This window comes from Sutcliffiella horikoshii, assembly GCF_020524325.1.
Lineage (GTDB): Bacteria > Bacillota > Bacilli > Bacillales > Bacillaceae_I > Sutcliffiella_A > Sutcliffiella_A horikoshii_D.
The window spans coordinates 231,648-252,427 of sequence record NZ_JAIVKY010000009.1 but is presented as its reverse complement, the minus strand read 5'-3'; the positions used below and the strand labels follow the sequence as shown (position 1 = coordinate 252,427).

At 40.9% G+C, this 20,780-nt stretch carries 25 protein-coding genes; 17 read left to right on the top strand and 8 right to left on the bottom strand.

All coding sequences use genetic code 11. The features are described from left to right. Positions 1-2: 2 nt before the first annotated feature. From LC091_RS15830 to LC091_RS15785, 10 genes are all read left to right on the top strand, one after another. Complete coding sequence (locus LC091_RS15830) at positions 3-488, top strand: GNAT family N-acetyltransferase (protein ID WP_226682992.1); 486 nt, start codon at positions 3-5, stop codon at positions 486-488. A 326-nt stretch (positions 489-814) separates the two neighbouring features. After that, on the top strand, positions 815-1,054 hold the full coding sequence (locus LC091_RS15825; RefSeq protein WP_226682991.1) for a hypothetical protein: 240 nt from the start codon (positions 815-817) through the stop codon (positions 1,052-1,054). A 337-nt stretch (positions 1,055-1,391) separates the two neighbouring features. Beyond that, positions 1,392-2,330 (top strand): ABC transporter permease subunit, encoded by a 939-nt coding sequence (locus tag LC091_RS15820; RefSeq protein ID WP_226682990.1) that lies wholly within the window; start codon positions 1,392-1,394, stop codon positions 2,328-2,330. Positions 2,331-2,333: 3 nt separating this feature from the next. Beyond that, the gene (locus tag LC091_RS15815) at positions 2,334-3,230 is read left to right on the top strand and encodes an ABC transporter permease (protein WP_226682989.1); all 897 of its coding nucleotides are present in this window, start codon (positions 2,334-2,336) and stop codon (positions 3,228-3,230) included. Between the two features lie 5 nt (positions 3,231-3,235). Next, on the top strand, positions 3,236-3,523 hold the full coding sequence (locus LC091_RS15810; RefSeq protein ID WP_226682988.1) for a hypothetical protein: 288 nt from the start codon (positions 3,236-3,238) through the stop codon (positions 3,521-3,523). A 26-nt stretch (positions 3,524-3,549) separates the two neighbouring features. Further along, positions 3,550-3,822 (top strand): hypothetical protein, encoded by a 273-nt coding sequence (locus tag LC091_RS15805; RefSeq protein ID WP_226682987.1) that lies wholly within the window; start codon positions 3,550-3,552, stop codon positions 3,820-3,822. Positions 3,823-4,200: 378 nt separating this feature from the next. After that, a complete protein-coding gene (locus tag LC091_RS15800) occupies positions 4,201-4,695 on the top strand; it encodes a hypothetical protein (RefSeq protein ID WP_226682986.1) in 495 nt (164 codons plus the stop codon). A gap of 737 nt (positions 4,696-5,432) precedes the next feature. Continuing rightward, complete coding sequence (locus tag LC091_RS15795) at positions 5,433-6,170, top strand: alpha/beta fold hydrolase (protein ID WP_226682985.1); 738 nt, start codon at positions 5,433-5,435, stop codon at positions 6,168-6,170. Beyond that, positions 6,167-6,376, top strand: a complete 210-nt coding sequence (locus tag LC091_RS15790) for a hypothetical protein (protein ID WP_226682984.1) — start codon at positions 6,167-6,169, stop codon at positions 6,374-6,376. The genes LC091_RS15795 and LC091_RS15790 overlap by 4 nt, the downstream gene beginning before the upstream one ends. Positions 6,377-6,452: 76 nt before the next feature. Then, positions 6,453-6,758, top strand: coding sequence for a DUF4190 domain-containing protein (locus tag LC091_RS15785; protein ID WP_226682983.1), 306 nt, complete (start codon positions 6,453-6,455; stop codon positions 6,756-6,758). A gap of 404 nt (positions 6,759-7,162) precedes the next feature. On the opposite strand, the gene LC091_RS15780 is transcribed toward LC091_RS15785, so the two are convergent. Both LC091_RS15780 and ptsG read right to left on the bottom strand, forming a co-directional pair. Further along, positions 7,163-7,513: a DUF2200 domain-containing protein gene (locus tag LC091_RS15780; RefSeq protein ID WP_226682982.1), complete on the bottom strand. Its 351-nt coding sequence runs from the start codon at positions 7,511-7,513 to the stop codon at positions 7,163-7,165. Between the two features lie 100 nt (positions 7,514-7,613). Then, positions 7,614-9,671, bottom strand: coding sequence for a glucose-specific PTS transporter subunit IIBC (gene ptsG / locus LC091_RS15775; RefSeq protein ID WP_226682981.1), 2,058 nt, complete (start codon positions 9,669-9,671; stop codon positions 7,614-7,616). Positions 9,672-10,246: 575 nt separating this feature from the next. Between ptsG and LC091_RS15770 the strand changes: the two genes are divergently transcribed. The 3 genes from LC091_RS15770 to LC091_RS15760 all read left to right on the top strand — a co-directional run bounded on the left by LC091_RS15770 (position 10,247) and on the right by LC091_RS15760 (position 12,143). Beyond that, positions 10,247-10,759, top strand: coding sequence for a hypothetical protein (locus tag LC091_RS15770; RefSeq protein ID WP_226682980.1), 513 nt, complete (start codon positions 10,247-10,249; stop codon positions 10,757-10,759). Positions 10,760-10,848: 89 nt separating this feature from the next. Next, a complete protein-coding gene (locus LC091_RS15765; protein WP_226682979.1) occupies positions 10,849-11,343 on the top strand; it encodes a DinB family protein in 495 nt (164 codons plus the stop codon). Then, positions 11,331-12,143: a GNAT family N-acetyltransferase gene (locus tag LC091_RS15760; protein WP_226682978.1), complete on the top strand. Its 813-nt coding sequence runs from the start codon at positions 11,331-11,333 to the stop codon at positions 12,141-12,143. Before LC091_RS15765 ends, LC091_RS15760 begins: the two co-directional genes overlap by 13 nt. 229 nt (positions 12,144-12,372) lie before the next feature. Here the strand turns inward: LC091_RS15760 and LC091_RS15755 are convergent, their stop codons facing one another. Further along, on the bottom strand, positions 12,373-13,257 hold the full coding sequence (locus tag LC091_RS15755; RefSeq protein ID WP_226682977.1) for a LysR family transcriptional regulator: 885 nt from the start codon (positions 13,255-13,257) through the stop codon (positions 12,373-12,375). Between the two features lie 123 nt (positions 13,258-13,380). On the opposite strand from LC091_RS15755, the gene LC091_RS15750 reads away from it, so the two are divergent. Further along, positions 13,381-13,926 carry a flavodoxin family protein gene (locus tag LC091_RS15750; RefSeq protein ID WP_226682976.1) on the top strand — a complete coding sequence of 182 codons (546 nt, stop codon included), beginning with the start codon at positions 13,381-13,383 and terminating at the stop codon, positions 13,924-13,926. Between the two features lie 443 nt (positions 13,927-14,369). Beyond that, positions 14,370-14,582, top strand: coding sequence for a hypothetical protein (locus LC091_RS15745; protein WP_226682975.1), 213 nt, complete (start codon positions 14,370-14,372; stop codon positions 14,580-14,582). 136 nt (positions 14,583-14,718) lie between these two features. On the opposite strand, the gene LC091_RS15740 is transcribed toward LC091_RS15745, so the two are convergent. The 5 genes from LC091_RS15740 to LC091_RS15720 all read right to left on the bottom strand — a co-directional run bounded on the left by LC091_RS15740 (position 14,719) and on the right by LC091_RS15720 (position 19,157). Beyond that, on the bottom strand, positions 14,719-16,080 hold the full coding sequence (locus LC091_RS15740) for an amino acid permease (RefSeq protein WP_226682974.1): 1,362 nt from the start codon (positions 16,078-16,080) through the stop codon (positions 14,719-14,721). 20 nt (positions 16,081-16,100) lie between these two features. Further along, positions 16,101-17,285: an MFS transporter gene (locus LC091_RS15735; protein ID WP_226683097.1), complete on the bottom strand. Its 1,185-nt coding sequence runs from the start codon at positions 17,283-17,285 to the stop codon at positions 16,101-16,103. A gap of 93 nt (positions 17,286-17,378) precedes the next feature. After that, positions 17,379-17,792: a gas vesicle accessory protein GvpU gene (gvpU, locus tag LC091_RS15730; protein ID WP_226682973.1), complete on the bottom strand. Its 414-nt coding sequence runs from the start codon at positions 17,790-17,792 to the stop codon at positions 17,379-17,381. A 382-nt stretch (positions 17,793-18,174) separates the two neighbouring features. After that, positions 18,175-18,804, bottom strand: a complete 630-nt coding sequence (locus LC091_RS15725; RefSeq protein ID WP_226682972.1) for a LysE family transporter — start codon at positions 18,802-18,804, stop codon at positions 18,175-18,177. Between the two features lie 104 nt (positions 18,805-18,908). Beyond that, a complete protein-coding gene (locus LC091_RS15720; RefSeq protein WP_226682971.1) occupies positions 18,909-19,157 on the bottom strand; it encodes a hypothetical protein in 249 nt (82 codons plus the stop codon). Between the two features lie 136 nt (positions 19,158-19,293). Here LC091_RS15720 and LC091_RS15715 point away from each other — a divergent pair, with 136 nt between their 5' ends. Next, complete coding sequence (locus tag LC091_RS15715; RefSeq protein ID WP_226682970.1) at positions 19,294-20,148, top strand: dimethylarginine dimethylaminohydrolase family protein; 855 nt, start codon at positions 19,294-19,296, stop codon at positions 20,146-20,148. A 134-nt stretch (positions 20,149-20,282) separates the two neighbouring features. Next, positions 20,283-20,678 (top strand): hypothetical protein, encoded by a 396-nt coding sequence (locus LC091_RS15710; protein WP_226682969.1) that lies wholly within the window; start codon positions 20,283-20,285, stop codon positions 20,676-20,678. Positions 20,679-20,780: the final 102 nt, after the last annotated feature.

Here is a 20,780-nt window from a genome sequence, read left to right as displayed (position 1 = left end):
CTATGGGAGAGCAGAGTGTACGATTAGTGTTGGTTGAGAGTTTGAAACGCTTGGAGTTTTTGCCGTATTTGGTAATGGCGGATGAGAGTGAGAGTGTGGTAAAAGAGTATATTGCAGATGGGCAAATGTTTGCGGTTATTGTTGGGGCTGAATCAGTGGCAGGTGTTGCTTTGTTTGTGGAAGAGTCGGCTGATGTAGTTGAACTGAAAAACATCGGATTGGATCCCCAGTTTCGCGGGCATGGGGTAGGGAAGAAGGTAATTGATCTGGCTTTTGATATTTTTAAGGAACAGGGTTTCCGCAGAATGATTGTCGGCACCGCCAACTCAAGCATCGCGAACCTTGCATTCTATCAGAAAGCGGGGTTTAGGATGGTGGGAATAAGAAAAGATTTTTTCTTGAAGTATCCGGAACCGATTTTTGAGGATGGCATTCAGGCACTGGATATGGTGGTGTTTGAACGTGAGTTGCAGGAGGGGGATAGATGAGTAGATTTTATACGCCCGAAGCGGTGACTGAATAGGTGAAAAGGTCAAATAGAACGCTTCTATAAATCTTAAGCCCCGTTAGCACCTGTTCAAATGTCAAATAGAACATGGCCCTATCCTCTTAGTATATTAAAAAGAGAGTTGTACTTAAGGCGCTCCAGAATAATGAAGCGTTTTTAGTTACCTAATTTAGAGTCTTCTTTAAATATGACAAATTGTAAACAATATCCCAATTATTTTAACAAAATTTTCAAAAAACAATTGAGTAATCTGATCTATTTTGAAATAATTGGAGATGGATTATCTTAACAAAAGGAGGGAGACGAATGTCCTGGAAGCGTTTTTTCATTACCACAATCACTGCCTACATCGTCCTATCACTCCCTGGTATTTTTAGTGTTGGATATGTAATTGACTGGGTGCCTGGAACAACGATTTTCCAAAAGGCAAAAGGATATGTGGTGGAAGGGCTGATAGCCTATTTTCTTCTGAAAATTCCTTTTGCTATCCTAGTAGGTTTATTGGCAAGTACGTATCGACGTAAAAGAAACGTAGTCAAATCATAGCCCTCTTGAAACCTTCCAAACACACCATCCGTCTATTCCATTGAGGTGATAATATTGAAAAAAACTATATTAATAACCTTCCTTACTCTGACTCTAGTTAGTTGCGCTTCAGCGAAAGAACCTATCCTCACAGAATCCTCAGAAGAAGCATCATGGGCATATGAATTTGTTCGACCGACGAAGAGTTAGTAGAACAACATCTAGAAAGCAATTCCCTATCACCCGGAACAGCCCTCTACAAACACACCGAGAACAGCAGCTTCATCCTATACGAGTTGAATGAAAAATACTATATTGCAGAGAGAAAAGACCGAATCTTAAAAATATGGGGGATCAAATGGAACTAAAGAAAGAATCACTCAAGTTGTCCGTTTCTGTTATTATGGCTTTAATTTTCACCATCCTGCTCATCTTTTTCCCAAGAGGAGGGTACTATGGAGAAATCCCTATGAATCTAGAAGATGGGGCATTTCAAGGGTTCCAACTTTCTTTATTTTTTGAAGTGTACCAAACAAACATCACGCAGTTCTTTCAGCATATTTGGGAACACCAGAGTTTAGGGGGAACCATGTTTTCTGAAACCTCTGTTGAAAAAGAACTAGTCAGGTACTACCCGAAAAGTTTACTTATCATGGTGATTGGATTTGTGGTCAGCATTATTTTCGGCGTATTAAAAGGGATCTTTGATTACCGCAATACATATACGAAAAAGAATCTTCTTGGCAACGGAACGACGTGGCTTTTTCAGTCCATTCCTGACTTTTTCGTCGTAATAATTGCTTTTTATCTAGCATTCTACTACTTGCCGATGGGGATGATTTTCAGCAATAAGAATTGGTACAGCTTTGCAGCGCCCGCATTACTTGTCTCCGTTTATCCAACGATGTATGTCGCGCGCATGACGTGTGTGTCGCTTTTGAATCAAGACGGTCAGGACTATATCCGCACTGCTTTTGCTAAAGGATTTAAAGTCAGGCAGGTCATCAACCGTCATATTTTGAGAAACAGTGCGCTAGACCTGATTGCCCACCTACCGACCATCATGATGGTGGTAATCTCGAACATGTTAATGGTGGAATACTTGACTGGCTATGCTGGGGCGGGAAACCGGATGTTTGTAGCATTAGGTGGGAGGCAGAACACGGTTGGATTTGGTACTTCAGATATTGAAGCGGGACTTGTTTTTGGATTTGCCCTTTGCTTCATAGCAACCGTGCTTGTCGTTCATATTGTAAAAATGATTATGCTGACAAAACTCAGCCAGAAGGGAGCGTAAGGGATGCGGAAAAACACAGCGCTTTGGACCGGGGGATTTTTTCTGTTTGTGTTAGTGGTGGTGGCGACATTCGGCTCCTCTTTTTCCTATGTAAAAGAAGGATTGGAAGGCAAGCGATTAATCTTCCCAGAGGCTGGAGGTATTGTATCTGCGCCATTCCCACCATCGGCAGACTTCCCGCTTGGCTCTGACCATGAAGGAAGAAACATGGTAAGTCTTCTTGTCATGGGAGCTAAGGATACATTATTGCTTATTTTTTTAATTACGAGCATTCGATATGTTGTGGGTGTTGTACTTGGTGCAATTGCATCACTAGGAGGACGCGTTATTTCCAACATGCTTAACGTATGGGATCAGATTTTCTCCAGCATGCCGGTAATTTTCTTTGCCATCTTAGCGTTTAATCTACCACTTTTAATTTATGCGGAAAACAGGTTCTGGATTGTCATTTTCAGCATAGCATTGGTGGAAGTGGGGCGTGTTGGTGTGACCATTCGCGATCAATTAATTCATGTGAAAAATAAACCGTATATTGATGCAGCGAGAACGATCGGACTATCAAACATAGGCATTGCCAAGAATCACTTTTTGCCGACGTTGCTGCCAACCATGTTGGTTAATTTTTGCTTTGATATTGGAAGAGTGGCTTTGATCATCGGTCAGCTCGGGATTTTCTCTATTTTCATTACGATGCAGTTTGTGGAGGTTCCGCCTGGAGGGATGTTTCAATTGGTCAACACAAGCTTCAACTGGCCGACAATTTTAGGAGATGCCCGCAAAGATATCTTTACGGCCGTGTGGATTCCAGCCGCCGCAGCATTTGCGATCATGTATGTTATTTTGACGTTTAATATTTTGGGTGAGGGATTAAGAAGGCACTTTAGTCGGTTTGGGGTGTGATCTGAGTGAAGAAATATAGTTTATTGTTTTTGGTGTTTACCTTGTTGATGGTAGCTGTACTCACTAACCCCAGTGAGGAAGAGTACCTTGAGATGACAGGGGAGCCATTTTATGAAAAGTGGCCTGAGGGGCTGGAAGTGGAAGTGGAACGCGTGAACTTCTTTCTCTTTTCTGCCTACACTCCAGTAGTTGCGGGGGAACACGGTATTACCCATTTAGGGGTCTATGGAGGGTTCTTTCAAATTTCTAACGGCCAGTTTGATTATCCGAGTTGGTTAGAGATACTTAATTAGTTTTCTCGAGTGAGAGGAGGATGTCATTGGATTACAATGATTATCATTACAAACAATCACATTTGGATAGCCGCGGTCACACCCCAACTCGCCACAGCTGGGATGAGAGTGAGGTAACAATTGGGACTTGGCTTGTTGTTTTGATTCTTATCGCAATCCCATTTGTTGGGTTCATCGTTCTACTGGTCCTAGCATTTGGTGATCACAACGAAAACTTAAAAAACTTTGCTAAGGCAACATTAATTTTATTGGTGATAGGATTTTTCCTGACGATGCTAGGGGTAGGGTGTAGTTACTAATTTTTCTAGTGAAGAGGGGTTACCAACATAAAGAAATTCGCTCTGTTAATTGCTCTAGGGCTATTACTATTTTGGGGGAGGACATATTTAAGCGACCTGTTCTGGATAGTGATAGCACTATAAGCATGCATTGTAACATACATTATTTTTAGTGTTATAAAAGGCATTATTGGTTTGAAAAATAAGAGTAGCAAAGAGCAATACGATTTCAGCAGTAAAATTAGGACAGTCTTGGAGCAGAAGTTAGGTAAATCAATTTTAATAGAGTTTGTTATTACGGAGCTCAATGTTTTTTATTTTTCATTACTAGCTTGGTTTGAAAAATCTCAATCAGCTGACAAGAACGGAAAAGCATATACTTACCATCAAAGCTCAGAGATGAAAACTTTCATAATTGTTTTTGCTATTTTAATATCTGGAGAAGGTGTGCTTTTTCATTATCTTTTGCAAAAGTGGAATGATGTGATAGCGTGGGTCTTCACCTTACTCAATGTGTATGGAATTCTATATTTGATAGGGTTTTACAAATCAACAAAACACCTACCGCATATGATCACGCAAGGGAAAATGATCATCCGACTAGGTTTCCAAAGTAGTATTACTTTAGATATCGCCAACATTGAGCAAATCAACCGGGCAAAAGAAATAGAGTTAGGGATGAAGATTCCTAAAAGTACGTACTATTCTTTATTGAAACTAGACTCTCCTCATCTTGAGATTGTCTTGAAAGAGCCGGTGGAAATGAGAGGGTCATACGGGATAAAGAAAATGGTAGACAAAGTAGTGTTCAGGGTTGATGATCGGGATGGGATATTAGAAGAAATCAATCTAGTAAAGTCAATAGGTTATAACTCTCAATCAAATCAGAGGTGATTTTAAAAAGGTGTGCCTCTGTTAGCAAACTTTGGTGTTCAATAAGGGTTTGGTAATAGAGAGGACCTCTCAAATCCCGAATGGAGTTTGAAAACAATAATCGGTAACAGAGAGCCCTTCTCAAAGCCTTAATCGAGTATGTGAGAAGGAAAACGGTAACAGAGATGGGCTTTCAACGCCCGAAACCAGCTTGTAAGAAGAGAAACGGTAATTGAGAACCCGCTCCCTGAAAATCCCACAGTATCCAACAACTTTAGAATTGGTCATTCATGGAACTTTTTCCTAACAAATTTCGTATAGTTAGTAGGAACACCTGTTGATTTACGCGAAGTAGTTGTTGAGCGAGCATTCTTCTATAAGAAAAAAGAGGTGTAAGGTGTGAATATCTATTCCGCATTTAAATGGGAGTTGTACTAGATGGGGTTGTTTTTTGAAAAAGTAAAACGGACGAAAAGTTCGAAGCCGTTAATGGCAATAAGAATAATATTAGCTATAGCAATGATCGCACTATTTATCATAGGATTTAGGGATAATCTTAATGGCACGTATCTAGGTTATGTCTTTCTTATAGTAGGACTCTTGAATGTTATGAACGGTGTAGAATCGCACTATTACAGAGAGGAAAAGAAGGTCTATAGGACTGATTACTTTTTAGGGATTTTGTTTTTATTTATAGCAATAATTGAGCTGGTCTAATGCGGAATAAAGTGTCTGTAGATGAAATTAGGGGGGGAATAATGATCTTACATACAGAGATATCTGGCCAAGGCAAACCACTAGTGTTATTACATTCTGGAGGAATGACTGGCACAACTGAATATATGGAGCAAACAGAATACTTTGTAAAAAATGGGTATATGGTAATACGCCCAGATTTAAGGGGGCATGGGAAATCAGGGGGAAGTATAGAGAAGTATTTTAGTCACTGCGCTAAAGATATTCTTGATACATTAGCACATCTCCAGATTGATTCCTGTCATATTGCAGGAGTATCAGTGGGAGGAGTGGCAGCACTTTTATTTGCAAAGAGCTACCCTGAAAAAGTAGACACCCTTTGTTTTTCTGGTATCATTCCAATTAAACCTGATAACTGGGACGAGCTATCAAATGAAGAAGCTGAAGCGCATGAACAGTTGTTTGAAAATGAAGAGGCTGTTACTTTTTTGAATGACATTCATGGTAATAACGATTGGAAAGAGTTATTACACTCGTTCCAAGCAGAAGATTTTTACCCTTTTGAAGAAATAGGGGATGTAGGAAATCTGACTATACCTACACTTTGTCTGGTAGGAGAAAAACAGAGCATCGAAGTGTCTTCTGCAATTATCTTTCAAGAAAAGAATCCTAATATCCATATAGCAGTCATCCCGTTTGCAGGACACTTAGTGCATCGGGAACAACCGGATTTATACTCTCAAACACTCGAAAGCTTTCTACATATATACCAGAAAACCATATCTCAAAGCGTCTCATGAAAAATCTAATCATTACAGGATTATTCTCCCTCGTCTTACTTTCTGCCTGCAGCTCACAGAACAACGATACTTACGTTTACTGGACAGAAAAAACAGACAACCAGATCCAACGATTAAATCAAGCAAAAATAAATTACGAAATTAGGCATGGAGATATCTGGATTAGGGAAAAGGATACTAGAAAAGTAGTGGCGTGTTGTAGCTAATGAGAGCTATAATGCAGTAAGAGTCTAAAAATTTATTTTCTAACATTCAGTGGATTAGAATGGTAGGTGCAAAAAAATGAATGAATCTGTTTCACATTCCGAGACGGGAAAGTTAAATAGTAATGCTATTCTTTCTTTAATACTCGGTATCATATCGATCGTTTGTTGTGTTATTAGTTTTTTGAGCATGCTTTTTGCAGTTCCAGGTTTTGTCCTTGCTGTGATTGGGTTAAACGAGATTCACAAAACGGATCAATCAGGACGAGGATATGCGAAGGCAGGATTGATATGCAGCCTCGTCGGAATCATTCTGCCTCTCATAATTATCTTAATTAGTCTATTAATATTTAAGTCTACGGATTTCATTATGGACATTAGTTAATAGAAAAGGACAGCCTTTTGGTTAAAAGGGACTGTCCTTTTTTTCATACTAATATAGTAATTTTTAAACAAACGTTTGATTAAGAATTTTTCAAAGCTATGGGGCTGTAAGGAGAAAACTTATTTTAAGAGATTAACTTTTGAAAAAGGTGTAGTGGTATAATTCACAAACCTGTCATTATTCATGTTTAAACGACAAATTTCCCGGGAAACCTTTATTTTGGAATAGGTTTTTTTAAACAAACGTTTGTTAAAGAAAAAAAGAACCCCTTGATAGAGAAGGGATTCAGCGAAAAAATGAAAATTAACTTTTGAAAAAGGTATGTTGGGAAATCGTTTGTTTCTCCATTAGGGAAATTCCACGTCTCTTTGTCGAATGCTAAGGTGTGTCGAGGTGCCTGTCCCCTAAGCTCGTAAGATTTTCTCCATCTTTTTTCCTTTTGCTAATTCATCAATGAGCTTATCCAGGTAACGGATTTCTCTCATAGTTGGTTCTTCGATGTTTTCTACTCGCACGCCGCAAACAACTCCTTTAATTAAGCTTCGAGAAGTGTTCATTTGGGGTGCTTCCGCAAAAAAGGTTTCAAAGTCCATTTTCTTTTCAATGACCGTTTCTAACTCTTCCTGACTGTAGCCTGTCAACCATCGAATGATCTCATCGACTTCTTCTTTCGTACGGCCTTTTCTCTCTGCCTTCGCAACGTAGTGGGGGTATACGCTTGCAAAACTCATCGTGTAGATGCGATGTTTTTCCATTATAGATCCTCCCTTGGTGAATTTTACTTTATTGTATCATGAACATACACGGCAGGCCGAAAAAAGACGCCTCGAGGTGCAATCGAGACGCCTTTACTATTTATCCTTTAGAAATCTCCACAATTCCTTCTTCTTTTAATCCTACTTCACCTTGCTTGTTCAACTTCACTTTTTCATCATCTTTTAAGTTTGTGAACACAATCGGTGTCATCAATGAAGGAGCATTCTTCCCGATGAAGTCCATATCAAACTTAAGGAGCTCTTGACCTTTTGTCACCGTATCACCCTGGGCAACTAGTGCTTCAAAACCTTCGCCTTTTAGATTGACGGTATCAATCCCTACGTGGATTAAAATTTCGTGTCCTTCGTTCGATTCAATCCCAATCGCATGCTTGGTCGGAAACAGGTTGACAATTTTTCCGTCAACAGGTGAGACAACAAGCCCTTCTGAAGGTTCAATCGCAAAACCGTCACCCATCATTTTTCCAGAGAAAACTTGATCTGGCACATCGTCAAGCGGTTTGATTTCGCCTTTAATCGGAGCGATAAATCCTCCTTCTGTCGATTTGGTCTGCATCGCATCCGGATTGACCTCTTCAATTTGCTGCTCGACTTCTTTGTTGGAGTCGGTTTTAGCAGGACGAGGAGTTTTGCCATCCATAATATCTTTGATTTGTGATTTAAGGGTATCCGATTTTGGTCCAAAAATGGCTTGGATGTTGTTGCCGACTTCTAGAACTCCGGAGGCACCAAGTTTTTTCAAGCGGGCTTTGTCCACCATGGAAATCTCGTTTACCGAAACGCGAAGCCTTGTGATACAAGCATCTAAATGGGAGATGTTCTGCTTTCCACCCATCGCCTCTAATACATCATGTGGGAGGTCGCCTGCAGTTGTCGGAGATGCTCCATCTTCATCCTCGTCCACTTCCTCGCGACCAGGAGTTCCAAGGTTGAATTTTGTAATTGCAAAGCGGAAACCGAAATAGTAAATGACCGAGAACACAAGCCCGACCGGTATTACCAGCCACCAGTCCGTTCGGTTAGGCACAACTCCAAAGAGCAGGTAGTCGATAACCCCACCTGAGAAAGTCATCCCAATTTTTACATCTAAAATATGCATTACCATAAATGACAGCCCAGCAAACACAGTGTGAATCGCAAATAACACTGGTGCCACAAACAGGAACGAAAATTCAATTGGTTCTGTGATACCTGTCAAAAACGAGGTAAGAGCAGCTGACGCCATGATTCCCCCAACCACTTTTTTCTTTTCAGGACGCGCTGTGTGGTAGATCGCAAGCGCGGCAGCAGGAAGTCCAAACATCATGAACGGGAATTTACCTGTCATAAATGTTCCTGCAGTAGGTTCAATTCCATCACGCAGCTGCGCAAAGAATATCGCTTGGTCCCCGCGGACAATGTCTCCAGCTTCGTTCGTATAGGAACCGAACTCAAACCAGAAAGGCGAGTAGAAAATATGATGTAGTCCGAATGGTATCAACGCACGTTCAATCACACCGAAAATAAAGGCAGATAGCGTTAAGTTGGTATTAATCATACTTTCTGAAAGTGTATTCAATCCACCTTGAATTGGCGGCCATACAAAGGACATCAGGATTCCAAGTAGAACCGCCGAAGCAGCGGTTGCAATGGGGATGAACCGCTTGCCGGCGAAGAATCCAAGGTACGATGGCAGCTCGATATTGTAGTACTTGTTGTACATGAAGGCCCCGAGGATACCCACAATTACCCCACCGAACACCCCACTCTGTAGCGTGTTAATTCCAAGCACATTCGCGTATGCCGGGTCATCAAGCATCCCGTCATCCACTCCAAGTACAACCCCCATCGTTGCATTCATGATGAGGTAACCTATGATTGCGGCAAGTGCGGCAACCCCCTCACCACCAGCAAGTCCAACTGCAACCCCAACGGCAAAGAGTACAGGGAGGTTACTAAATACAATTCCTCCGGCAGCATCCATGACGCTCGCCACTAACTGGATCCAATCCGCGCCAAGGAACGGCATCAACTCCAGTAAATTCTCCTCTTTCAAAGCAGCCCCAAGCGCAAGCAAAATCCCCGCCGCCGGTAGGAGCGCCACCGGAAGCATTAACGCCTTCCCGACTTTCTGCAACACACCAAATAATTTCTTCAAAGGCAGTACCTCCTAAATATGTAATAGTTCAAAGTGGTTTTAATTTCCCCTAAATAGTGAGTTTTAAACACGGGTGGGTCACTGTGCCTGTCCCGAAAGACCAAGAATGATTTTTGGCACGAACTAAGGTCATTTTGGCATCAACTTGGCTGGTTTTGGCACGAACTCGTACCATTTTGGCATCAACTCACCTTGTTTTGGCACGAACTTTTTGTAAATAAAAAAATACACGTAAATCAGCATGGGTTTTTGTTTATTCTGCTAAAATTTACATATATATAGACATCGTTTTAGCGAGGACATCGCAACGTTATTTATTGACTTATTCCACAATATTAAAGGTTTCTTCTTTAACGAAGATGGAGTTCTTGATAAAACGAGATTTATCAGTGGATCGGCTGTTATTTTATTTCTAGTTGGAGCAACTGGGTATGAGACATATCGTTTAGTTGGATGAGTGGACATGTACCCCCGCTTGTATAGTATGTAGGTAAACTTTTATATTTGCCTTCTTAGAATACCTGACGACATTCAAAGCAAAACTAGTTGTAAAACACTAGAATGGAGCCACACCAATGACAAAACTCCTTTTATTCAGCTTGCTAATGGTAGCATCTCTGCACCCCCAAAATATCGAAGTCGATTCTATAACATCGAGTTATTTAGATTCTGGTTTCACCACCGTTGAAAAAGCTACAGCTCAATATGAAAAGAAGACAAAACTAAACGCCACGCCCCCTGATACCTTTCCTTTCAAACCGACACATTCTTTTGGGAGATATAATGACAGAGGGTATTTTAAAGGGAGTTTAGAACTCGAATATGTTGATTCAAGTAATATGGATGTTTTGGTAGTCTGGGTTGCGGAAAAAGAGCAGGAAAATATTCCATTAAATATTGCGAAACAAGTTACTCTTAAGGAGGGCATTAGCGGTTCATATATTGAAGGAAAAGACCACGCGTCTATCTCAAAACTATCCTTTGAATTTGAAGGAAATTACTACATGATCGAATATATTCGCGCACTTTCAAAGCCATATGTAAAAGAAGAATTGCTTGTGAGAGTCGCAAATTCTATTATTCAATAATTAGTAGAAAATATTACCGTCTATCTACCCGTATGTTACTATGAACATAAAGACGGAATATTCTTTCATATATTCGGGGAGATGTGAAAATGGAGTTATTTAAAAGTCAGTATGATTGGATTCGACGAACAAGGGAAACGTTATTTCAATATTGTGAGGGTATGATACAAGCCGATTATGTCAAAGAGATGGAGAGTTTCGGGGGGGACTCCATCAGAAATCTTCACGTACATATTGCGACGTGCTATCACTTTTGGCTGGGGATGCACGGTCTTGGAAAATCAATCGCTAAGACAGAGGCGGAAGACATCAAAACCGTTCAAGATATGAGAGAACTTTTTCGGAAAACGGACGAGCTTGTGGAGGAGTTTTTAGTAAGTTTTCAAGGGAACTGGGAACATACCATTCCATATACCTTCAAAAATAATGAAACATCTGACTTCAGCACACTTTGGCTTTTCACCCACACCACCACCCATGAATTCCACCATAAAGGACAGATCGTAAAAATTGGCCGGCAGCTTGGTTATAGCCCACCGGACACTGACCTGATTGCTCCGGAGGTAAAGACATGTCAATCCTAACAAAAGACCTTATGAAAATCGTGGAGCTGTCAGAGATTGATGTGCTTGAAGATAGATTAATTAGAGTTGCAAGCCTTCATGAAAACGCAATGGGGGTTGAGCTAAAGCGGTTTGGAAACGCCATGGCATTCTCTGTGAAAAATATCCCGGGACCTTCGTTCAATACGGTGAAGGGGATTAGCGGAGAGAATATAGACGATTTGGATGAGATACTAGAATTTTATACTAGCAGAGGTATTCTCGCTCGGTTCGAAGTAACGCCAGGCAATGCCTCTATTGACCTTTTCCGAAAGCTAAGTACCTTGGGCTTTTTTCAGTGTGGATTTCACACAGCGCTATACAGCCCATTGTCGACGGAAGAACGTGTGATGGGTGATGCGGACACCTCTGTCCAAATTGAAGAAATCAATCTTGAGAACTTTGATATTTTTGGTGAGTTATATACGAGAGGTTTCGGGATGCCAGCAGCATTCAAGGACTTCGTGACGGCTAATAACAAGGTACTTGCAGAGAGTGACAATTGGACTTTTTATTTGGCGAGTGTAGGCGGGGCGGCAGCCGGAATAGGTGTTTTGTATGTGAAAAATGACGTCGCGACATTGGCTGCTTCCGCAACTGTACCTGAATTTAGAAATAAAGGCGTGCAAACGGCGTTGATACAAAAGCGTATGAAACAGGCGGCTGATGAAGGTTGCCGCTATTTGGTTGGACAAGCGGCTTTTGGCAGCGTGAGCCAGAAGAACATGGAGCGAGCCGGGTTGAAGGTTGCGTATACAAATGCGATTTGGGAGAAACTTTGACTTGGAACGCCGATGTAGGTGTGGATTGTCTCGGCGTTTGTCGTTTGGTGTTGAAGGGAAGATGTATTATCCAAAGTCGCGGATAAAACGAAAAGTTGGGGGATAAAACGGAAAAAGTAGTGGATAAAATGAAAAGTTGGCGGAAAAAATGGAAAAAGTCGCGGATAAAATGAAAACTTGGCTTATAAATATTGCGGGGAGGGACCATGGTCCACGGTGCCTGTCCCTATTACCCACTTTTTATCTTCTCTCTAGCAAGGTCTATGAATCCTGCGAGAGGTTTAGTCATTTGTTTGTCTTTATGCCAGGCCAAGTGTGTGAATAGAGGAGGGGTGGATGCTGTGAATGGAAGTTCACGCATTTTCCCTTCTTTTAGTTCTTTTTGGACGACCATTTTTGGGAGCAGTGCGACACCTAGTCCTGCTATGACACATTGCTTGATGGCCTCAATGCTTCCGAATTCAATTTGATCTGACGGGAAGATCCCCTCTGATGACAGGTAGTCCCTGAACATATCCCTGTAGGAACAACCAGTTTCTGTTAGTAATAAGGTTTCGTGAACTAAGTCAGAAACGGTAAGTAATTTTTTCGGGTAATCTGATGCGATAACGAGCTTAAGTTCCTCTTCCACAAGTTTCTCCATTCTCAAAGATCCTTCATGACTGCTTTTATCCATTATGAAAGCTACGTCCAGTCCCCCATCCATTAGTTGTTTTCTCGCCATTTCGTCGGAATGTGCTGGTCTAAAAATGAGTTTCACTTTTGGAAAAGAAGCTTTATAGTCTTTTAAAAGGGAGGGGAGGCGGTATGTGCACTGGCTTTCTTGTGCGCCAATGGTAAGGCTACCGGTCAACTCCTCCTCACCTTGTGCTGCCTCAATAGCTTCCTCACTTAAACGAATCATTTTTTCTGCATAGTTTTTGAACTGTAACCCAGCTTCCGTTAGGACCAGTTTTTTTCCTAATCGCTCAAATAAAGGCTTGCCGACTTCTTTTTCTAATCCTTTAATTTGAGCAGTCACACTTGATTGTGCAAAGTTCAACATTTTGGCAGTTTGCGTAAAATTTAAGGTGGATGCAGCATGGTGGAAGGTAATTAATTGTTTAATATCCATTGTGTAACCTCGCTAATCAATTTTATTGATTGATGTTATCGGTATTATCAGCTTTATTGATTTTAACGTTCATTATAAAATAAAGCCAACACCAAGACAACATAGTAGAAAGGAAGAGGTAACATGTCTATTGCAGTAATATATGGGGGGACTCGTCCCAATGGAAACACAGAAACCTTAGCAAAACACGCCACTCAAGGTATTGAGGTAGAAGAGATTTTCCTAAACGAACATAATGTCCTCCCAATCATTGATAAGCGTCACGATGAAAAGGGATTTCAGGATCGAAATGATGATTATAATACTTTGATTGAACGTATTCTTCGGCATGATACGCTAGTTTTTGCCACGCCAATATATTGGTATAGCATGTCGGGGACCATGAAAAACTTCATTGATCGCTGGTCCCATTCGATGCGAGATAACAATTTTCCGGATTTCAAAACCCAAATGTCTAATAAAGAAGCCTATGTGATTGCAGTCGGAGGGGATTCTCCTTCTATAAAAGGCCTGCCAATGATGGAGCAATTCAACTATATTTTTGAGTTTATGGGCATGGAATTTAAGGGGTATATCATCGGAAAAGGGAACCAACCAGGGGACATCACCCAAGATAAAGTTGCGCTGTTTCAAGCGGAAGAGCTTCGCGAAGAACTACGTGTAAAATAATGTGACATTTGATCACTAACAGAATTAACCTTACCAATCCAATCGAGAACCGCTTCTTACAACCTCAACTAGTGCCACTTGTCTTTAAATAATGGTTGCTAACTTGAGCAGGAGAGCGGTTCTTCTTTTTTTTAAAATACTTCCCCAATAATTTCTTTCTTAATAAAAGGGAATCCCCCAATTAAAATAGAAATACTTAATACATAGGTAAAATATGTAACATTTTTTTGATAGGAGTGAAAGATAATTAAAGATACAGGCAAATTTTTAGTGTTCTCGATTGCTGGTTCGTTACTGGGCTTATTGGGATATAAGATATTTTTTAACGGAGAAGTAAGTTTAGGCCTTGGTATCTCTCTATTAATTGGAACCATAATTGGTGTACTTATTGGATATACATTAAGAAGGAAATAAATGTGTTAGCGCCAATATTAGATCGGAAGATGACTTTTTATGGAATTCTTGCTTTTCTTCGGAGTCCATTTTTTTATCATGGGGCAGCAATGTTGTTTAGTATAACTGTCAGTTCTATGGCGAAGAAGGTCATAAGAAGGTTTGTAAAGACCTTTACGAAGAGTAAAATGGAGCGGAGAAGTCATGATAAGGTTGATAAAGACCTTTGGGGCGAGAAAAGTAGTGGAGAATGGACTTTATAAAGCTGTTAAAGACCTCAGTACCAAAAAAACTAAAAATTAGAGGTCTTTCCCAAGAAGGTAGCTCTTGTAAAACCACACTGCGCGCCACTCCAAACCAAAACGGGCCACAGTGCCTGTCCCCCCAACCCACCCCTCATCAACTATACTTCAACTTCTTTCCGCCGCCTTTTCTCCATTTCTTCTGCATGATCAAGGCAACGACCCCAATCAATGCTACAAATAGGATACTGATGTAGAAGCCGTTTCGCACTGTATTTTCTGCAAGGGTTCCGCTTATGGCTAAGAGCAAGAGCAGCAGCCCTACCACGGAAACCACCTTGCCTTTCTTCTCCAACTTTAGGAATGACAGCAAGATGAATATCCAGTTATATAACAATAATAATCCTGCTGCTGTGGTAATGTATTCGAATACCTTTCCTGGCAGCACAAACGCACAAACAACCGATGCGGCTAATCCCACCACCCCAAGTAAAAGGGAAGGGAGTGGTAATTCTCTGAACTGTAATTTTTTCTGAAATAGCTTCGGGGCATCTCCGTCTTTTGCTAATGTCACCAAAAGGGTGGTTACGCCGAAAAGTGCTGCGGTCATGGTGGAGAAGCCGGCAATGATGATGGCTCCGTTGAATACGTGTGGGAAAAAGGAAAGATCGTAATTGGTCAAGGCTGTCACAAACGGGCTCTCTTTTTCATTGAATTTTTCAAAGGCAGCAAGGCTAACTGCAAGTCCAAGAGAGCCTACATATAGAATCGTTAATAAAAACATCATGATGGTTCCGGCTTTTAAGGTATCTTCTTTCTTTTTCAGTTGCATAGCCATGAGTCCAATGACTTCAATTCCACCGTATGCGTAGAAGGCATAGATAAGCGAAGACCAAACCCCTTTCAAACCTAGAGGCATCCAATCTTTTACAGTGTTCGGCAAGTTTCCCGGACTTGTCCCGGCACTACCGCCATTCCCCTTAATCCAGCCAAAAAAAATCCCCAACGCAATAACAATGAACATCACAATCGCCGCAACCTTTATGATGGCAAAAAGGTCTTCCATTTTATCAAAGTCTTTTGTCCCTAACATCACAACTAGAAACGACAAAACGGCATAGCCGGCTGAAAAAATCCAAAGCGGAATGTCTGGGAACCAAAATTGAGATAACAAGCCTAGGGCAGTCAGCTGACTACCCATTATTAGTATGTTGGAGCACCAGTAGTTCCACCCGCAGCTGAATCCAGCCCATTTTCCAAAAGCCTTGCCTGCGTAGTAACAGAAAGAGCCTTCTTGTGGATCGTTAACGGTCAATTTGGCTAATCTGCTGTACACAATATAGGTTCCGGCAGCACCAATCAAAAAGGAAAGGATAATGGAGGCGCCGGCAAGTTTGATTCCCAGGGATGATCCGAGGAAGAAGCCGATGCCGATGGTGCAACCAATTCCTATTAGTGACAGTTGCCACCATGCTAAATCACCTGTTGTTTGTTTGGAACTGCAAGAGGCTTTTGACATGTGATTCTCCTTTTAACCGGCTACCAGAGCGTGCTTTTCTTTGGCTTAACATTTTGGATAAAAATAAACACTAGAATTCCAATAATGATTGCCAAGGCACCAGATATATATAGACTTGTTAGTAGATGGTTTTTCATTACAACGGACATGATGGGTGGACCCGCAGCTACTCCGATAAAGCGGGAAGAGCTATAAAGGGATGAGATTGTCCCTTTTTCTTCTTTTTCTACATTTTCTGTAATCAAAGCATCTAGCGTTGGTAGCATCGCCCCAATGCTAATACCGATAAAGCTCGTAATGGTGAGCAACAAAAAAATCTTTTCATGCTGATATTCAACAAAAACAATGGTTAAAGCTATGACCCCAAGAGAGACAAGAAGAATTTTTCTCATTAATTCAATATTGCCTTTGATCACTTTTCCTGTGATATAGGAAGAGACACAGAGGGTGAATAAAGGAACGGCTAGATATAATCCTTTTTTTACACCGTGTAAATCATGCGTTTTTTCAAGAATGTCTGATAGGTAAAATAATAAGCCGAATAGGATTAGCATGGCGTAAATACCGATAATGAAGGTGGTATAAAGCCATTTTCCTTCTTTCTGAAAGATCTTTTTAGTGTTTTGTATGAAAATATTTAGTGCAAGTGGTTTGTCTTTTTTCTTAGGTACTTTGATGAAAATAAGGACCATTAAGATGGAAATTAAACTAAAAAAAGAAATAGAAAAGAAAGGAAGGTACCATAGGACAGCTGCTAAAAGCGAACCTAAAATGGGACTAAGAACCTTCCCGAATGTGTTGGACGTTTCAATGATTCCGAGACAAGAACTGGTCTTTTCATCGTCATCCTGATATAAGTCTCCGACAAGCGGCAAAATGATTGGGGTAGCACCTGCAGCCCCGACGCCCTGAATGATTCGCCCGATGATAATCCAAATGTAGGGGTCATCTATTTTCCAAGATGCAAAACCGGAAATCAATCCCCCGATAAGCGCAAGCATTAAACTAGGTAATATAATCATTTTCCTGCCGAACCTGTCAGATAAATAGCCAGCAATAGGTATTAAGAAAATAGAAGCAACAGAGTAAGAAGTGATGATCATACTAGATTGGAAGGAGGAGATGTCCAATTCTTTCTCGAGCATTGGCAAAACAGGAATAAGCATAGAATTGCCCAGTGTCATAATAAGAGGGATGGAAGCCATGCTTATTATACACCAAGCACTGACTTGTCCGATTTTCTTGTTTGTCACCTCTACCCCTCCATCGTCTTGTCTACGATTAATAATTTCAACTGCTTAAAGCTTAAATGAAAACCCATCAATGGAATCAATTCTTCCGCGCCACCATGCATGACTCTTGATAGAAGAGTGCGTGTTTCCAGAGATATATTCAGCGTCTTTTAAATGAATAAAAGTAGCAATCATATCCTGCTTTTTCTTCTCCTCTTCCTCTTGCCGTTCACTGATATAGGCCTCTTTAAGGTCCGTGAATTTTTTATGTAGAACGTGCTTGAGGGTGCTATTTTCTACCTCATCTGCTGAGGCGATGATTCCTTCATAATAAGTATGTGGCCCGACAAGCGTTCCGGCTACTACTGCTCCACTAATGTTTAACGTAATTCCAATTTCCACACCGTCTTTATCTGTTAAATCAAGCAGCATCTGCATCACTGCATCATCGGTGGATACGTTTTCCTCTTTTTTTGCCAAGTTAACCCCTCACTTTTATTCTTAATCCGTTTTGTCGCGCACATTGTTAGTATAGGTTAATGGGGGTAGGTTATTCTGGAAGTTTGTGCAAGTGGGGTTAGTGAAAGAGAGGGAAGGCGGAATGATGGAGATTTCCTAACAAAAGCTTTTTTTATGCTCGAAGGCCGTGCTAGAGTAGGTAAAAGGTCAAATAGAAGGGTTCAATACGCCCGAAGGCCCTGCTCAAACGCGTAAAAGGTCAAATAGAAGGGGTTCTATACGCCCAAAGGCACATGCGAAACATGTAAAACGTCAAATGGAAGGTCTCTATATGCCCGAAGCTCACGCCAAAACAAAAATATAGTCGCATAGAACCCATACAGCCATTCATACCACCTATCTTTTACATAAACAACAACTTAAAAGCCTCCACACCAAAATAAATGCCAAAACCAATCATCGATAAAGACGATATGATCGAAATTACCACAAGAAAATTAGTATGCAAAAGGTTCCTCGCGAGACTTGAAATCGTAGCCATAAACACATCCCAAAGAAGAATCCCGCAAATTATGGCCGCACTATAAACAGCCAATTGACTGCTGGAAAAAGAAGAAGCGTTCTTTGCGAGGACAGAGCCATAAATACCAAGCCAAAAAAGAATGGTAAGCGGATTGGAGATGGAAAGGAGGAAGCCGGAAGTCCATGAACGAAGCAATGTTGCTTTTCCTCTAGGTCCATCCACAAAGGTGGATTTTCCACTCTTCAACAAACTCTCGATTCCCGTATACGTCAGCACAAAAAAGCCGAAAAGCCAGAGAAATGCTTGCATCATCGGCTGTTCGATAAAATGGATCATTCCCATATAAACAAGCAACATATAGCATATATCAGCGACAAGTGCCCCTACGCCGAAAAGCCAGGCATGTCCAAAACCAAGTCGCAATCCTTTATCCAACTGCGCAGCATTGACCGGTCCAATCGGTGCCGCCAGTGACACCCCTAAAAATATATAAGTAAAAATAGAATTCATAGAATAGCCCTCCCCGTCATCTCCTTACATTTCTATTCAATGAGGAAGGGTTGTACCACATTTTTTCATAAGAAAAGAGCCCTAGAAGTAAGGAGCTCCGAGGACTAATCGTTTCGTATGGCATTCACAGCAGCTTGTGTTTCTTTCAATCGTCGTAACATATCTCTTGCATGTTGCGCTTCAGACGTTGGCGAGGAGTTTTCCGGTGCATCCTTTAACGCTTGCTCCACACGTTCAATTGCCTGATGGGAATAGCCGATGTTATCGGAGTTGCTTTCTAATTGTGAAGCATACACAGCCTTATCTGCTTTTTCTAAAGCTCTCTTCAAATTTTCTTCTTGGTGTTGGTCCATGTTCAATCTCCTTACTAACAATAATGTATCGTTATTCTATGTCATTAACCCGAAAATTAAAATCGTCTTCTTTGCCAATTAAAAATCCTTTCACTAGGTAACAATAAAAACAATATTTTGTGATGGGGGTATTTGTATGTCTTTATTTTCTAAAAGTCCGGTCAAGCCGCATGCTAGTAGTGAGTATGATGTGTTGCAAAAAGTGATCTTGTGCAAGCCAGAGTACATGACCATTCGTGAGGTCATAAATGAAACGCAGAAAAAATTTAAAAATGAAGGAATTCATATTGAAATTGCCATGGCACAACATAAAAAATTTGTAGAAACATTGGAGGAGCATGGAGTGGAAGTGATCCTCCTGCCTGCCATCAAAATGTTCCCAGAGCAAGTTTTCACCCGCGATATTGGCTTCACCCTTGGGAATATTCTATTTGTTGCGGAAATGGCCAATAAAATAAGACAGGGCGAAGAAGAAGTCCTAAAAAGTATGCTGGAACAGCAGGAAATCTCTTATTTGAATTTAAAAGGGGACATGATTGAAGGCGGAGACGTCATGATTAATGGAGAAACGGTGTATGTCGGGCTAAGTAACCGGACAAACGAGGATGCAATCAAACATCTCCAAAGCATTCTTCCCCATTATGAAGTCGTGAAAGTGCCATTCAAGGAAAAATACTTACATCTTGATTGCGTGTTCAATATTATTTCACCAACAGAAGCACTCTACTATCCAGAAGCATTTACACAGCAAGAAATAGACATTCTCTCTTCACGGTTTGAACTCATTGAAGTAACAAAAGAAGAACAGTTCACCCTTGGCACAAACGTACTCAACATCGGCAACCAAAAAATCTTCAGCCTACCCGTAAATCCAAAGGTGAACGCCGAACTCACGAAGAGGGGCTTTGAAGTAATAGAAGTGGATATCATTGAAATTATTAAATCTGGAGGATCTTTTCGCTGTTGTACGTTGCCAATACTTCGTGGGTAGAGGGGACAGGCACGATGACCCACTTTTGACAGTGGGTCTCTGTCATGCCGTTTCTAAAATTGGAAAATGGATTTTTCGTATAAACAGTGTTTCTTTTCCCCCTAACATTTATAATGAGAGGAGGAGGTGATAATATGGAAAAGAAAATTTTGGAATTGCTAATAGGTTTGGATTCAGAAGTTAAAGGCTTGAAGTCGGAAATTGGTGGCATGAAGTCCCAAATCGGCAGTTTGAAGTCGGAAATGGGTGGCGTTAAGTCCCAAATCGGCAGTCTGAAGTCGGAAATGGCAGGCATGAAGTCAGAAATCGGTAGTATGAAATCAGAAATGACTGGCATGAAGTCAGAAATGCATGAGCGTTTTAATGTTGTTGACGAGAGATTTGATAAAGTTGACGCAAAGCTTGACGGAATGGGAAATCAATATGAATTAACGAATGAGTCCAGGATAACTGAGGTCGACTTCCTAGACAATAAAGTAAACAGACTCGAAAAAGAGATTTTCATAATGAAAAGTAATATTAAAAATTAAGGTGGCCCCTGCATAATCCTCTAACAAAACCTCTAAGTGTTTACTCCCACCTTAAATACCACAGGAAAAAACAATACTCAAAGTCAAAAGACGCTTTCCTCT

Excerpts from the sequence above, each read along its gene's own strand:
- LC091_RS15815 (WP_226682989.1), top strand. The coding sequence starts at position 2,334 with ATGCGGAAAAACACAGCGCTTTGGACCGGGGGATTTTTTCTGTTTGTG.
- LC091_RS15715 (WP_226682970.1), top strand. The coding sequence starts at position 19,294 with ATGTCTTTATTTTCTAAAAGTCCGGTCAAGCCGCATGCTAGTAGTGAG.
- LC091_RS15790 (WP_226682984.1), top strand. The coding sequence starts at position 6,167 with ATGAAAAATCTAATCATTACAGGATTATTCTCCCTCGTCTTACTTTCT.
- LC091_RS15770 (WP_226682980.1), top strand. The coding sequence starts at position 10,247 with ATGACAAAACTCCTTTTATTCAGCTTGCTAATGGTAGCATCTCTGCAC.
- LC091_RS15780 (WP_226682982.1), bottom strand. The coding sequence starts at position 7,513 with ATGGAAAAACATCGCATCTACACGATGAGTTTTGCAAGCGTATACCCC.
- LC091_RS15765 (WP_226682979.1), top strand. The coding sequence starts at position 10,849 with ATGGAGTTATTTAAAAGTCAGTATGATTGGATTCGACGAACAAGGGAA.
- LC091_RS15820 (WP_226682990.1), top strand. The coding sequence starts at position 1,392 with ATGGAACTAAAGAAAGAATCACTCAAGTTGTCCGTTTCTGTTATTATG.
- LC091_RS15760 (WP_226682978.1), top strand. The coding sequence starts at position 11,331 with ATGTCAATCCTAACAAAAGACCTTATGAAAATCGTGGAGCTGTCAGAG.
- LC091_RS15795 (WP_226682985.1), top strand. The coding sequence starts at position 5,433 with ATGATCTTACATACAGAGATATCTGGCCAAGGCAAACCACTAGTGTTA.
- LC091_RS15785 (WP_226682983.1), top strand. The coding sequence starts at position 6,453 with ATGAATGAATCTGTTTCACATTCCGAGACGGGAAAGTTAAATAGTAAT.
- LC091_RS15720 (WP_226682971.1), bottom strand. The coding sequence starts at position 19,157 with ATGGACCAACACCAAGAAGAAAATTTGAAGAGAGCTTTAGAAAAAGCA.
- LC091_RS15710 (WP_226682969.1), top strand. The coding sequence starts at position 20,283 with ATGGAAAAGAAAATTTTGGAATTGCTAATAGGTTTGGATTCAGAAGTT.
- LC091_RS15735 (WP_226683097.1), bottom strand. The coding sequence starts at position 17,285 with ATGGCTTCCATCCCTCTTATTATGACACTGGGCAATTCTATGCTTATT.
- LC091_RS15750 (WP_226682976.1), top strand. The coding sequence starts at position 13,381 with ATGTCTATTGCAGTAATATATGGGGGGACTCGTCCCAATGGAAACACA.
- LC091_RS15745 (WP_226682975.1), top strand. The coding sequence starts at position 14,370 with ATGACTTTTTATGGAATTCTTGCTTTTCTTCGGAGTCCATTTTTTTAT.
- LC091_RS15830 (WP_226682992.1), top strand. The coding sequence starts at position 3 with ATGGGAGAGCAGAGTGTACGATTAGTGTTGGTTGAGAGTTTGAAACGC.
- LC091_RS15825 (WP_226682991.1), top strand. The coding sequence starts at position 815 with ATGTCCTGGAAGCGTTTTTTCATTACCACAATCACTGCCTACATCGTC.
- LC091_RS15725 (WP_226682972.1), bottom strand. The coding sequence starts at position 18,804 with ATGAATTCTATTTTTACTTATATATTTTTAGGGGTGTCACTGGCGGCA.
- LC091_RS15755 (WP_226682977.1), bottom strand. The coding sequence starts at position 13,257 with ATGGATATTAAACAATTAATTACCTTCCACCATGCTGCATCCACCTTA.
- LC091_RS15800 (WP_226682986.1), top strand. The coding sequence starts at position 4,201 with ATGAAAACTTTCATAATTGTTTTTGCTATTTTAATATCTGGAGAAGGT.
- LC091_RS15740 (WP_226682974.1), bottom strand. The coding sequence starts at position 16,080 with ATGTCAAAAGCCTCTTGCAGTTCCAAACAAACAACAGGTGATTTAGCA.